Annotated in this window: 10 protein-coding genes; 4 read left to right on the top strand and 6 right to left on the bottom strand. The window is 63.4% G+C overall.

The annotated features are described in order from the left end of the window. Window positions 1-179 precede the first annotated feature (179 nt). Together SAJA_RS05845 and SAJA_RS05840 are read right to left on the bottom strand one after the other, a co-directional pair. Window positions 180-1,532: a lysozyme inhibitor LprI family protein gene (locus SAJA_RS05845; protein WP_123657725.1), complete on the bottom strand. Its 1,353-nt coding sequence runs from the start codon at window positions 1,530-1,532 to the stop codon at window positions 180-182. 56 nt (window positions 1,533-1,588) lie between these two features. Beyond that, entirely contained in the window at window positions 1,589-3,268 is a 1,680-nt protein-coding gene (locus SAJA_RS05840; protein ID WP_123657724.1) for a choice-of-anchor I family protein, read from the bottom strand. Window positions 3,269-3,511: 243 nt separating this feature from the next. On the opposite strand from SAJA_RS05840, the gene SAJA_RS05835 reads away from it, so the two are divergent. From SAJA_RS05835 to SAJA_RS05825, 3 genes are all read left to right on the top strand, one after another. Continuing rightward, the gene (locus tag SAJA_RS05835; RefSeq protein WP_245963238.1) at window positions 3,512-4,522 is read left to right on the top strand and encodes a putative solute-binding protein; all 1,011 of its coding nucleotides are present in this window, start codon (window positions 3,512-3,514) and stop codon (window positions 4,520-4,522) included. Between the two features lie 57 nt (window positions 4,523-4,579). Beyond that, on the top strand, window positions 4,580-5,602 hold the full coding sequence (locus tag SAJA_RS05830) for a putative solute-binding protein (protein ID WP_123657723.1): 1,023 nt from the start codon (window positions 4,580-4,582) through the stop codon (window positions 5,600-5,602). 351 nt (window positions 5,603-5,953) lie between these two features. Next, window positions 5,954-6,721 carry a metallophosphoesterase gene (locus SAJA_RS05825; RefSeq protein ID WP_184999764.1) on the top strand — a complete coding sequence of 256 codons (768 nt, stop codon included), beginning with the start codon at window positions 5,954-5,956 and terminating at the stop codon, window positions 6,719-6,721. Window positions 6,722-6,728: 7 nt separating this feature from the next. On the opposite strand, the gene SAJA_RS05820 is transcribed toward SAJA_RS05825, so the two are convergent. Continuing rightward, window positions 6,729-8,069, bottom strand: a complete 1,341-nt coding sequence (locus SAJA_RS05820) for a lipase family protein (protein ID WP_123657721.1) — start codon at window positions 8,067-8,069, stop codon at window positions 6,729-6,731. Then, window positions 8,051-9,241, bottom strand: a complete 1,191-nt coding sequence (locus SAJA_RS05815) for a CynX/NimT family MFS transporter (RefSeq protein WP_123657720.1) — start codon at window positions 9,239-9,241, stop codon at window positions 8,051-8,053. Before SAJA_RS05815 ends, SAJA_RS05820 begins: the two co-directional genes overlap by 19 nt. A 109-nt stretch (window positions 9,242-9,350) precedes the next feature. Here SAJA_RS05815 and SAJA_RS05810 point away from each other — a divergent pair, with 109 nt between their 5' ends. Beyond that, window positions 9,351-10,268 carry a LysR family transcriptional regulator gene (locus SAJA_RS05810; RefSeq protein WP_123657719.1) on the top strand — a complete coding sequence of 306 codons (918 nt, stop codon included), beginning with the start codon at window positions 9,351-9,353 and terminating at the stop codon, window positions 10,266-10,268. A gap of 405 nt (window positions 10,269-10,673) precedes the next feature. On the opposite strand, the gene SAJA_RS05800 is transcribed toward SAJA_RS05810, so the two are convergent. After that, window positions 10,674-12,365: a BCCT family transporter gene (locus SAJA_RS05800; RefSeq protein ID WP_123657717.1), complete on the bottom strand. Its 1,692-nt coding sequence runs from the start codon at window positions 12,363-12,365 to the stop codon at window positions 10,674-10,676. A gap of 713 nt (window positions 12,366-13,078) precedes the next feature. After that, window positions 13,079-13,501 (bottom strand): YbaN family protein, encoded by a 423-nt coding sequence (locus SAJA_RS05795; RefSeq protein ID WP_123657716.1) that lies wholly within the window; start codon window positions 13,499-13,501, stop codon window positions 13,079-13,081. Window positions 13,502-13,561 lie beyond the last annotated feature (60 nt).

Raw genomic sequence — 13,561 nt, 5'->3', positions numbered from 1 at the left:
TGTCCCGAAGGGTTGGGCCGCAAATCGCGCCCTGCGGCGTTGCGAGTCTTGGTCGTGGCACACCACGACGCTGCCACTCGCGCCTTGCAGGGCACGATTTGCGGACGCCAACGCGGCGCTCGTACGAAACGGCAACAGCCCCTAAGACGACACGCGGCTCTGGCCGGGCATCCGCCCGGCTAGTCGGCCGTCGTGATGACAGCTTGCCCGAGCGCGGCGCCGCGTTGGCGCTCGATCGTGAGGCTGGCCAACGGCACCGATCGGTCGTCGGCATCCAGGCCCCAGAAGCCCATTAACCAATCGTCGCTGGCGCGCCAGCCCAGGCGCCCGTGGCCGATCCGGCCCAGCACCCAGTTGCCACGGGCGGCTATGGGAAAGAATACGCCGGCTTTGCCGAAGTGATTGAAGGGCCCGAGCGTGTTGTCGTCGTCGGTGGTTAACGGTGCTGCGGCCAGGCCATCGTCCGCGGCGTTGGCCAATACCGCGCGGCGTGCGGTTTCTATCCGTGCGTTGTTGCGCGGCGACAGGGCCGAGCGGCTGAAACCGGGCACGGGCCGGCGATCAAACGCCTTGGCGACGGGCAAGGCCAGGCGGCGCCAGAACCTGGCGTTGCTATCGTCGCGATGACGAACCGCGCCAGCCTGCAGGGTATGGTCATAGCGCCCGATCACCGTCGGGCCGGCCTGCCAGCCGGTGGCGCCGTGCAGGGTATAGAGATCGATCGCGATCTCGTTGGCGCTTGTCTTGTCGATCAACGTCAGGGCGGGCATGCCGGCGATCGAGAAAAGAGCGATCTGTTGCCCGCAGGCCTTCTGACGCGCTGATTCCGTGGCCAGCGGGCTCGCCATGGGCACCAGACGACTCTTGGTATTTCGCTTGAAGGCCGCGATGACCGGGCAATGGGCAGTGCCCTGGCTTTGAAGCAGAAGACCGATGCCGGGGCCCTCCAGCCAGGCCAGGCGAATCGGGCCCGGCGCAAACGCCGCGCTCAAGGCCTCGCGGGCATCAGTGGCCGTATCGAGATGCAACGTGTCCAATGCCGCGGCCGGGCTGTCATAGCGGTGTGTCTCGCCCGGCTGTATCTCATCGCCGGCCGCGAGCCGGTCGACGATATCGTCGTCACCGGCCGTATGTGCCAGCGTGTCGGCGATACGCGCGGCCGGGCCGCGCGGGGTATCTCCCAGCGCCTGGATATAGGCCAGCCGTCGGCGATAGCGTGGCAGTAGCCGGGCTGTCAGCGCTTTGTTGTCGGCTTCCATCGTTTGCCAGGCGATCGACAGGGTTTGTGATTGCCAGTTGGCCTGGTCGCGCATCAGCGCGTCGCCGCTGCGTGCCTTGGCATCGGACGCCGCTGCCATCTGTTGATCGATGGCCGTATCCAGGCGCACGAGTTGGGGGTGTTGGCACAGCGCGTGTTCGACCGGGCGGCTGCGTGCATCGGCCTCACAGTTCAGAGCGGCCAGTGCCGGCCCACTCGCGGCCAACCCGAGCAGGGCGGCCGTGGCCAATCGGGTGAAAGACAGAGATGGCATCAAGACAGGACATATCAGGGCGACCCGGCCAGTCTGGCCAGTGGCCGGTGCCGTGTCTATCCGTCGTCGGCCATGCTGTCTTGCATGGAATCGTTATCGGCGCTCGCCGCGATGAGATGCAGGCGATACAGCGTGGTCGAACCACTGACCTCGTTACCTACGGCCAGCAGCGGCTGGTCGTCGATCGGCGAGTCGTCGGCGCTGATGAACACGATGGATTCGGGGCCCAGGTCGCCGGCCCGGCCGCTTTCGGGATCCACGTCCAGATCGCGATTGTTGATATAGGTCACGAATTCGGGCGCCTCCACGGCGGTGATGTCATAGACCATAAACCCTGACATGCGTTCGAGCCCGATGAAGGCATAGCGCCGGCCATCGATCACGCCGGTGGCCAGGGCCTCGGGCTCGGGGCCCTTGTTATCGGAGCGATCATCGCCGTCGTTGCTGGTGTTGTCGGCGTTGAAGCCGTCGCCGTAACGCTGGCCGGTGATCTGTTCGAAATCATCGGCCGAGTCATAGACCAGCGCGGCATCAGCCGCCCGCCGGATCGAGAACGAGCGGGCCCCGTAGGCATAGAGCGCCTCGTAATCGCCGTCATTGTCGGCATCACCCAGCGTGGTCGTGATCTTCAGATCGCCGAGCGCGCTGTCTTCCTGCAGGGCCGCGGCATTCGGAAAGACCTGTGGGTCAAGCGTTACGTCCTTGGCGTCGGCCTCCTCGGAAAAACCGTCGTAGTCGCGGGCGTCGCCTTCGTTGGCGGTGAGCAGGTAGCGCGTGTCGTCGTCGGTGAACACCGCGATGGTATCGGGCTGGTAGAGCCCGAATACCGGCACTTTGCGGATATTAAGGCCGTCGCTGTTGGACGGATCGATGCCCTGGCCGGCCAGATTGAAGTCTTTCTCGCCCAGCGCATGGATCGCGGTCACGCGGGCGTTTTCGATATCGACGGTGGCGATGGCGTTGTTTTCCTGTAGCGAGACATAGGCCGTCTCGCCGTCGGCGGCCACGGCGATATACTCAGGCTCCAGATCCTGGGCCACGCTGGCGCGGGGCCCGAATATCCGCACGCCGCGCTCGCGCAGAGCCTCAGCGTGGTCGTTGTAGGCACTGAAATCAGCGCTCCGCACGTCGGGCATCTGAAAACCGCGCGAGACATCGATCACGCTGACCGAGCCTTCGGGATCGGTGGCGTAGTCGTCGGCCGGCTCGCCCTCGTTGGCCACCAGCACGCGCCGGCCGTTTGGGGTGAAGGTCACCATATCCGGCAGGGCGCCAACGGTCGCTTCGCCCAGCTTGGTGAAATCGCTGGCGTTATAGAACGCCACCTTGCCGGGCGCGGTCTTGGTCTTGGCTTCGATGGCCACGGCCACCGTCGTGCCCGAGACCGCCACGCTGTTGGCCGAGGCGCCTTCGGCACTGGCATCGATCTGGCCGATGCGGGTGATGGCATCGGGGTCGGCAATATCGAGTACGTCGACCGTCCGCGCGCTGGAATTGACCACGTACAGGCGCATCAAGCGCGGATCATAGGCCACGATCTCGGCAGCCCCCGCGTCGAAAGCGAACGGCGAGACCTGATAGCGGCCGGCCTGGGTAATCCTAAGCGCTCTTTGTGGCGTTGCGGGCGCCTCGGTCTTGTCGTTCATGTCCTCGGCAAGGGCGTTCTTGTCGTCACTGCAGCCCGAGGCCACGAGAACGCCTGTCAGTACCAGCCCTGCCCACGCCCACTTGCTCATCGCCACCCTGATTCTTCCTCTCCGTTGCTTGATTGTTCGGCGCGCTCATCTCGCGCCGCGCAAGCCGAGGAGCGTATCGGCTGAATATGTCGGTTGGATGAATCACGTCACAGGGCCGGTCTTTGACGAAAGTCGGTCTATTCAACGCGCCCGAAAAGAAATATTTTCAATCGAGAGCTTGTCGGCTCGATGTGCCAGCACGGGTGTCGAGTGTTTTTTCTAGGGATGCATCTGGAGGATCGCATGCAATTCAAACGGAAATTTCTTGGCGCGGCACTACAGCCGGCAGCGGCCCAGGCCGAATCGCGGACGTTCTGCGTCTATGACCCGATTGGTGCCAACGGCTTCATCTATCAGGCATTTCAGGATTATCTGGTTCAGGCGCGTGCCTGGGGCTACAAGCTCGAGCCGCGTGCCTATACCGATGAGGCCGTGGCGGCGTCTGACTTCAAGGCCGGCAAGTGCGACATGGTCTCCATGACCGGCGTGCGTGCCATCCATTACGTCAAATTCGCCGGCAGCCTGGATATGGCGGGCGGCCTGCAGACCTATGACCAGGAGCGCACCGCGATCCAGGTCATGTCCAGCCCCAAGGCGGCCGAGTACATGAAGTCCGACGGCTACGAAGTCGTGGGTATCGTGCCGCTGGGCAAGGCGTTCCTGTTCTCGCGTGACAAGCAGTTGCTCGACAGCATCGACAATATCGCGGGCAAGAAAGTCGCCGTGTTGTCCTACGACAAGCAGGCCTCGACGCTGGCCAACGTGGCCGGTGCCTCGCCGGTGGGTGCATCGATCGCATCGTTCGGGCCGATGTTCAATAACGGCAGTGTGGATCTGGCCTATGCCCCGGCCTTCGCTTACAACGCGCTCGAACTCTACAAGGGGCTTGGCGAGAACGGCGGCATCGCGGATTTCGTGCTCGGTATGCTGTCCGGTCAGATCCTGATCCACGCGGATCGTTTTCCCGACGGCTTCGGCCAGAAGTCGCGTAGCTGGGTGTTTAACAACATGTTCGACTCCACCCTGCGACGTGTGACCGGCGCCGAGGATCAGCTGCCCGACAAATACTGGGTGCATATCAACGATCAGCGCGACAAGAAATATCGCGAGCTGTTTCGTAACGTCCGCGAGAAGCTGTGGGCCCAGAACTGGTACAGCCATCGTGCACAGCATCTGCTGAAAAAGATCCGCTGTGACTCGCAGCCCGGGCTTGCCGAGTGCAGTCTGGAATCTGAAGGCGGGGCGGTGAACTAAACCGCCGTGGCCAGCCGCTTTCTCAAGCAGGCAAGGAGCCATCGATCGCTGCGATCGATGGCTTTTGCCGTGGTGTTGGCCGGCCAGGTGCTGCCTGGTCTCGCCGGCTCGGCCACGGCGGCGCCGATCGAGCGCACCCTGTGTCTGTTCGACCCGGTCGGGGCCAACGGCATGGTCGCCCAGCAGTTTCAGGATTATCTGATCTGGGCGCGCTCGAAAGGGGTGGACTTCAAGCTATCCGCCTATACCGATGAAGGCGTCGTGGCCAAGGATTTACGCGCCCGACGCTGTGATGCGGCCGGGCTGACCGGTATACGAACCAAGCAGTTCGTCGATTTCGCCGGCAGCCTGGACATGGTGGGCGGCCTGCAGACCTATGCCCAGCAACATACCGCGATTCGGGTCATGGCCAGCGACAAGGCCGCTGACTTGATGAGCGAAGGGCCCTATACGGTGGCCGGCGTCTTGCCAGGGGGCAAGGTCTATCTGTTTTCACGCGACAAGGGTTTTCTGGACAGCCTGGAAGCCGCGGCCGGCAAGAAGGTGGCCGTCATCGGCTACGACAAGCAGGCCAGCGTTGTGGCCAACGTGGCCGGGGCGTCGCCCGTGCCGGCGAGTATTGCCAGTTTCGGGCCGATGTTCAATAACCACAGTGTGGATATGGCGTATGCGCCGGCCATCGCCTACGAGCCGCTGGAGCTTTACAAGGGGCTTGGCGATAGCGGCGGTGTGGCCGATTTTGTGCTCGGTATGCTGTCGCTGCAGATGGTGGTCGTAAGCGATCGTTTTTCAGAAGACTTCGCGGCGGCATCCAGACGCTACGCCGTCGATGAAGGCTGGGATCGAGCGATTCGACTGGTAAAAAAAGCCGACAGGACGATCCCTGATCGGTATTGGGTTCATATCAACGGCCAGCGCGAAACCAAGTACCGCCGCATGCTGGGCGATATTCGTCAGCAGCTGTGGGACGACGCCTGGTACAGCCATCGTATGCAGCATCTGCTGAAAAAGATCCGATGCGACACCGACGGCGCGCTCGCCGAATGCAGCACGAACGCCGAGGGCGGCTCCATACGCTGAAACAGCCCAAGGCCGTGCCGGGCTGATCGTTGCGTCCTGAATAAGCCGAGTGGATCAACCGGCCGCGGATGACCCGTGAGCCGGCGCTTGCCGATTTATAAAATCTTCATATGAAAATGAAAAGATAAGACGACTGACGATATTAAAAACGAAAGATCGCACCGCGCGATCGGTTGGACGCGTGCTAACGGGGGAATGCACATGCATAACAACTGTCCTAAATGCCAGAGCTTCGGGACAGCGCCGCTTAAACGCGGTGTTATACGACGCTTGTTTCGACGCCCAAACGTTCGATATTGCATCGATTGCGGGCATCGCTTCGTGGCTTTGCGTACCTGATTGAGAAATGATGTGACCGACGACGACACCGTTCAGCACCACGGGTGTAACCATGACGGGCGTGATTTCATCGTCGGTGATATCCACGGATACCTTCGACAGCTTGAGGGGTTGCTCGCCCATGTGGGCTTCGACCGGTCACGGGATCGTCTGTTTTCCGTGGGGGATCTGATCGATCGCGGGCCGGATAGCGCGGCTGCGCTGCAGCTTGTCGATGCACCCTGGTGTTTCGCGGTCCGGGGCAACCACGAGCAGATGATGCTGGATGCCCATGCAGCCAATGCCCCCGCCAATGCCGAGGCGCTATGGCTGAGTAATGGCGGCGCCTGGTCGCGCCAGCTGGATACGCAGGCACTGACCGCCCATCGCCAGCGTGCTGCGAGCCTGCCGCTGGCGATGACGATAACGATCGAAACCGGGGCGCGCGTCGGTCTCGTGCATGCTGATATCGGTATGGCCGACTGGGCAGATTTCGTCACGCGCCTGGGTGAGGCGCCAATCAAGGACACCGCGCTCTGGTCGCGCCATACGTTATCGGCCCTGGGGCGGCCCGGCGCACGTCGAAACACCTCGCTGGCGCGTGTGACCGGCATCGACGTCATCTTTCACGGCCATACGCCCCTGGCCGCGCCGCTTGCCGTGGCCAACCGTCGCTGGCTGGATACCGGTGTCTTCACGGCAGACGGCGCGCTGACGCTCGCCGAACTCTTACCCGACGGCCGGCTGTGGTCAATCGATCGATCGGGGCAGGTTCGCGAGACGGCTTGGACCGCTGGCTAAACCCGGTCTAACCCGAACCGTCGCCTTCAAGATCCTTGCAGCCCGGGCCGGCGATCGCCTTTAGGCTATCGGCCTGTGCGTTGAGATACGCCAGTGCGTCATCGGCCTGGGTGAGCGCAGCCAGAATATGCTCGCCGAGTGCCCAGTCGTAGGTGAGCGACACGCCGCGCCGACAGTAGCGCAAGAGCATCTTGCGTGCCTGATCGCGCCCGATGATCGGATCAATCCGGCCGTGGTAGTAATACAGCGGGGCGGCCAGCGGCGCCTCGCCCAGGCGATTGGCCGCCAGCGCCGCCTGCACGGCCGGCGTGTCGCGCGGCGCGTCTCGGGTGCTGTAATCGGCAAATGAGGCAAAGCTCAAGCCCGATAACAACGGATCGCGTACACCGGATAACAGTTGACCAAGACAGCTGTGCGCCAGGCGTTGTCGTACGTTTTCTCCCCGCTCGTTGAGCAGTTTGTCCAGATCGATCGACGGGTAGGCATTGGCCAGGCCGAAGAACGCTTGAAAATAAATGCCGGCAAAGGCGCGCCCGTCGAGATGCCGGGCCACGACATCCAGATCACCCGGCACGCCACCGGCCGCGATACCGGTAACAGCCAGCTCCGGGGCATAGTCGGTGGCCATCTGTGCTGCCCAGAGCGTGGCGAACCCGCCCCCGGAATAGCCCCAAAGGCCGATCGGCGTATCCGCGCGCCCCAGCAGCGTCTGGGCCGCACGCAGACCGTCGAGCACGGCATGGCCGGCCTGGGCCCCCGACAGATAAGCCATGTTCGGGCCTTCGTGGTCGGGCAGTACCACCGGCCAGCCGTCGGCGAGTGCGGCCGAGATGAATCGTTGCTCGATCAGCGTGCCGCGGAGGATTTCCTGAGACGGATTACAAATCGGGTTGAGCGCGTCATAGGCGACCTGATAAGACAAAAGACGCGGGCGCGCCGGGCTCGGGACAAGCAGGGTGCCCACATCGGCCACCGGGGCCGCGTGCGTGTTCAGGCTGCGATAGACGAACTGCCAGGCTCGGGCCGGCACATGCCCGAAAAGATAAGAGCGCGGAGAAATCGGGCGATAACGGATGATCGTGCCGGGTGCCAGGCCGGCCAGGCGTACATCGGCCGGCTGGCGATAAAACGGATCGTTGGCCGGCCTGCGGACGGAGGAACCCGGCGACGGCCAGGCCACGGGCGCCCACGTTGTGTTGTCAGTTTGGGGTTGTGCCAGGCCCGGCGGTGCCGGGGCGGCGTCACCGACCGGGCCGTGGGCACAGCCGGCCAGAAAGCCGGCCAGAAAACCGGCCAGAAAACTGGCTAGAACAGCGACAACGACGCCGCCTAGCCGGGCGTAATCCATCGGTTCCGTCCGGCACCCAGCCCGGCGATCATCGCGGCCAGGCCGATCACGGCGAGCAGTGCGCCACAGGCAGCCCAATTGCCGCGCCAGTCATGAATCACGCCGATGGCCAGCGGGCCCATCGCGGCCATGACATAGCCCGCGCCCTGGGCCATGCCGGACAACTCGGCCGCCGAGTCGGCGTCGGGCGCGCGCAGGGCAAGCAGCGTCAACGCCATCGAGAAGCTGCCGCCCTGGCCGAGCCCCAGGACCACGGCCACCGGCCAGATCCAGCCCAGCGGCGCATACAGACAGCCCGCCAGACCGGTCAGCGTCACCGCCAGCACCGCCACCAGCACGGCGCGCTGATCGGCCAGGCGCGTGGCGACCCACGGCACGACGAGCGCGCTGGCCACCTGCACGAGAATCGAGGTCGATAACACCAGCCCTGCGGCCACCGGCTGCATGCCGCGATCGACCAGAATGGTGGGCAGCCAGCCGAACACGATATAGGCCAGCGACGACTGCAGGCCCATGAAAGCGGTAACCTGCCAAGCCAGGGGCTCGGCCAGCAGCCGCCGGCCCGAGCGCCGTGGGCGGGTTGCTTGTGGCCGCGGTGCCAGCTGTGACCACCACAGCCCGCCAGCCACCACCGCCGGCACCAGCCAGAAGGCCAGTGCGGCCTGCCAATCGTTATCGAACGCCAGCCGGAGTGGCTCGGTCGCCCCGGCCGCCAATGCGGCGCCGAGGTTGAGCAGCATGGTGTAAAGACCGGTCATCAGACCGATCTGATCGGGAAAATCGCGTTTGACCAGGCCGGGCAGCAGGACGCCCATGATGCCGATTGCCCCGCCGGCCACCGCCGTGCCGACAAACAGCCCGGCCACACCGATGAACGGCCGCACGGCCAGGGCAGCGCCCAGCACGGCCAGCACGACCAGTACCGCCCGCTCGGCACCCAGACGATGCGCCATTCGCGGGGCCGCCGGTGCCGCCAGCCCCAGGCACAGTACGGGCAGGGTGGTCAGCACGCTCTGACCGATCGAGCCCAGCCCCATCGCATCGCCGATGGCCCCGAGCACCGGCGCCACGCTGGTCAGCGCCGGCCGCAGGTTGAGCGCGACCAGCAACAGCCCGGCCAGCGTCAGCCAGGGGGCTGTTTTATAAGCAGGTGCGACAGACTGGCTGGACATGACCGATAACCGAAAGCAGACCGCCTAGACACGACGGTCGTTGTATAGCGCCGGTATTCTGGGCATGCGGCCCGGTTTTTACCAGCCGCCGTCACGTTATATTGGCGGCATGAACATCCGGGATGTCGATCTGAATCTACTGGTCATGCTCGACGCGCTGCTGCGCGAGCAGAGCGTGACTCGTGCCGCACGCGCCATGGATATCACCCAGCCGGCGATGAGCAATGCGCTCAAGCGGCTGCGCAAGCTCTTGGGTGATCCGGTGCTCGTACGTACGGCCAGGGGCATGCAGCCCACGGCCCGGGCCGCCCAGCTGCACCGCCCGGTGCGCAACGTGCTGGCCGAGATGGAAGCGCTGATCGCGCCCAACCGTGCCTTCGAGCCGGAAACGGCCGAGCGGTTGTTCACGATATTGATCACCGACTACGCCGCCTCGATTCTGATGCCACATATCGTGGATGTGCTCGAGGACGAGGCGCCCAATATCGCGCTCAATATCCTGTCGGCCGGCTCGGATGCCATCGACCAGATCGAGCGCGGTGAAGCAGATTTTCTGGTCAATGAATTCGGGCGTCTGCCGGCCAATTTTCATCAGCAGCGGCTATGGACCGATCGCCTGGCCTGTCTGATCCGGGCCGATCACCCAGCCTTGGCCGCGGCCGGCGGCACGCTCACGCTGGAGGCGTTTCTATCGCAGCGTCATGTGTTGATCACCCAGACCGGCGTGGGCCTGTCGCGTATTGACGAAGCCCTGGCCGACCGCGGCCTCTCGCGCACGATCAGCGTGCTTACCCGTCATTATCAGTTGCCGCGCGAGCTGATTGCCCATTCCGACATGATCGTGGCCCTGCCAGCGCGTATTGCCCGCTATCAGGCGCGTCATCTGGGCCTGGTGGTCCAGCCGCCGCCGATCGATCTGCCCGGTTTCGAGATCGGCATGGCCTGGGGCGCGCTGGATCACCACGATATGGCCCACCGCTGGCTGCGCGAGCGCATCATCGCTATTGCGCGCGAGCGGATCGTTTGAGCGCGCGGCTTGGGCGACGCGTTCGCGAAACCTGTCCGCGAATGAACGCTAATGAGCGCTAATAAAAAAGACAATCCGCCGATCCGCGCTGAATCAACAAAACAAACGAATACAGGCAGGAAGACAATCCGCAGATGACGCAGATGGGTTGCTTGATGTCATGCGCCGCGAGTCGTCGCACTCGCCCGGTTGATCGATCAAAAGCGCTTGTCTTTTAATCCGTGACATCTGTGCAATCTGCGGATGAACGGCTTTTTCGACCGGCCTGCAATCACAGGCCATCATCTTTTTATCGGCGCGCATCGGCGTTCATCGGCGGATAACCGCCTGTATTCATTTGCGCACGATCAACACGAAAAAGCCCCCATCGCCAAGGCGATGAGGGCTGGATATCAGACCGGGTGATCAGGTCTTGTCGCTCGACGAATCGTCGTCCTTGATGTGATAGCCGGACTGCATGTTGGCCGCGTCGGCATCCTCCAGGTCGTCGTCTTCCCAGACGTCGTTGAGAATATCGCGGGCCTCGAACGCATCGGCGCCGACCGGCATTTCCTTGTACTGCTCGTGCAGCTCCATGAGCATGCGACGTCGGTCATCGCGCAGTTCGGTGGTCAGGACATAGACCATCAGATAAAGAATGATCATGAACGGCAGGGCCGACAGCAGCGAGCCGGTCTGCAGGCCTTTCAGCCCGCCCGCGGCGATCAGCGTCAGACAGATGGCAGCCATCAGCAGACCCCAGGTCAGGCGCTTGTACAGCGGCGGGTCGAGCGAGCCGTTATCGGTCATCTGGGCCACGATATACGAGGCCGAATCGGCCGATGTGACCAGGAAGATGAAGATCAGGCCCATGGCCAGAACCGACAGCGCGTTGGAGAACGGCATCATCTCGAAGAACGTGAACAGCGCCTGTGTGATGTTGGTGTCCACCGCACTGGCCAGCTGGCCCGAGGCATCGCCGAACAGCTCCATATGCAGCGCGGCACCGCCGAACACACCGATGAACAGACAGGCCAGGATCGAGGGCACGATCAGCACGCCGACAACGTATTCACGAATGGTGCGGCCCTTGGATACGCGCGCCACGAAGGTGCCCACGAAGGGCGACCAGGCGATCACCCACGCCCAGTAAAACACCGTCCACGAGCTGATCCAGTCTTCGCCGGTCGCGCGGAACGGGTTCATCCGCAGGCTCATGCCGATGAAGTTCTGCAGATAATCGCCGAGGCCGACCACGATGGTGTTCAGAATGAACATCGTGGGACCGGTGAACAGCACCCAGGCCATCAAGCCCAGGCACAGCACCATATTGATGTTGGACAGCCACTGGATGCCCTTGTCCAGCCCGGTATAGCTGGACACCGTGTAGCAGACACACATGATGGCCAGAATCACGAACTGCCAGAAAAAGCCTTCGCTGACGCCGATCAGTTGATGCAGGCCGCCGTTGATCTGCAGCACGCCCAGGCCCAGCGATGTGGCCACGCCCATGACCGTGGCCACGACCGCAAAGATATTGACCGCGTTGTTGACCGGGGCATGGCTTTTCTCGGGCAGTTTGTTGGTCAACGGGGCCAGAACGGTCGAGACGAGGCCTTCCTGCTCCTTGCGGAACTGATAATAAGCCACGATCAGGCCGACGATCGCAAAGCCTGCCCACTGGCTGAGCCCCCAGTGGAAATAAGAATACTGGATGGCATAGCGCGCGGCTTCCGGGGTGGAACCGGGCATGTCGTCGTAGGGCGGATGCACGTAGTGCAGGATCGGCTCGGCCAGGCCATAGAACACCAGGCCCACGCCAAAGCCCGCGGCCAGGAGCATGCTCACCCAAGAGAAGAAGCTGTACTCCGGCTCGCTATAGGGCGAGCCCAGCCGGATCTTGCCGTATTTGCTGGCAGCCAGGCAGATGAGAAAGACGACGAAGCCGAATACCGATATCAGATACAGCCAGCCCACATAGTGCGACACCGTATCCAGCGCCGCACCGGCGATATTGCCGAACGCCTCGGGTGCGGCGGCACCAAGTGCCACCAGCACGGCGATCACCGATGCCGCGCCGAAAAAAACAACCTGCTTACTGCCACGTGGTTCGTTCACTAAAAACCCTCTTTTAGAGACATGAGCATCGTCGCGACAACGCGCCGAATGCTGTTATAAGAGGAACACGTCTAATTTTGCTTTGCAAAACCGATGTTTAGCTGTGCCATGCAGCCATATCCCCGAAGGCGGCATCCTGGGGCGTGTCGTCATAGGATATGCCGTCGCATTGCCCGCTCCGGGCGTGTCAGGCAAGGCGCGGGCCGCCGAGCGTGGCCCGCCACGGTCAAGGCCCGTAACGCGGCATGGCGCGTCCGGCGCGGGCAACCCGAATGGGCCGGTGGCTAAGCCGCGGCAATTCGGCGTTATTGTTATCTGCCTAGCTCGCTTACGCGGAATAACCACGCTGCACGCGCGATGCCTTGTCATGCCGCGGCTTGGCCGCCGGTGCGCCGGCTTATCTTATGACGACACGCCCTGGGCCGGCGCGTGTATCGCCCGTCCGTGCGAGTACGGATTGTCGGATTGGGGTAGAAATGTTGTTGTCAATTGAATATTGAGCGACGCGTTAACCAAACCAGAAGCCGCACCGTAGAACGGTCTCGATCGTATCGCATGCAAAATAAGGGCCGTGCCGATCTCCAGCTGGGCATCCATGTCGTCGCGACAGCGCTGAACGACGGGGTCGAAACCCGCAGTAGCAGACGTGCCGACTCGGACCGTAAAACCGCGCTCGGGTGTTGGCCGCGCCGAGCAGCGGCCGGCGGGCTGGATCAGTCGCCGGGCCGGTCGGTCTGCTCGGGGCGCGTGGCGATGAACACGCCGACCGTGACCAGAATGGCGCCGACCAGGCCAATGAGCCAGAGCTTGTCGACCGTCAGCCAGACCAGCCCCCAGCTTGCGGTCATCAATGACAACGCCAGAATCTTGGCGCGCCGGTTGATCGCTCCGTGATCCTGCCAGCGTCGAAGCGGCGGGCCGTAGGTCGGATGACTGCGCAGTTTGGCGCGTAGCGCCGGCGAGGCCTTGCCGGCGGCCCAGGCGGCGATGATCAGAAACGGCGTCGTGGGCAAGACCGGCAACACGACGCCTATCGCGGCCAGGGCGATGAAAAAACCGGCCACGGCGCGATACAACCAGCGCAGCCCGCGGTTGTTGACGGCCTGCGGCCTATGTTTGGTTGACGAAGACGACATGCTGACATGTTGGCAGATTCGCTCATGGCGCACACCACACGCCTGGCCGCGACGCTTAAG

It is taken from the genome of Salinisphaera japonica YTM-1, from assembly GCF_003788585.1.
Lineage (GTDB): Bacteria > Pseudomonadota > Gammaproteobacteria > Nevskiales > Salinisphaeraceae > Salinisphaera > Salinisphaera japonica.
Note: the sequence above shows the minus strand (reverse complement) of the source record. Positions and strands in the feature narration are given on the sequence as shown.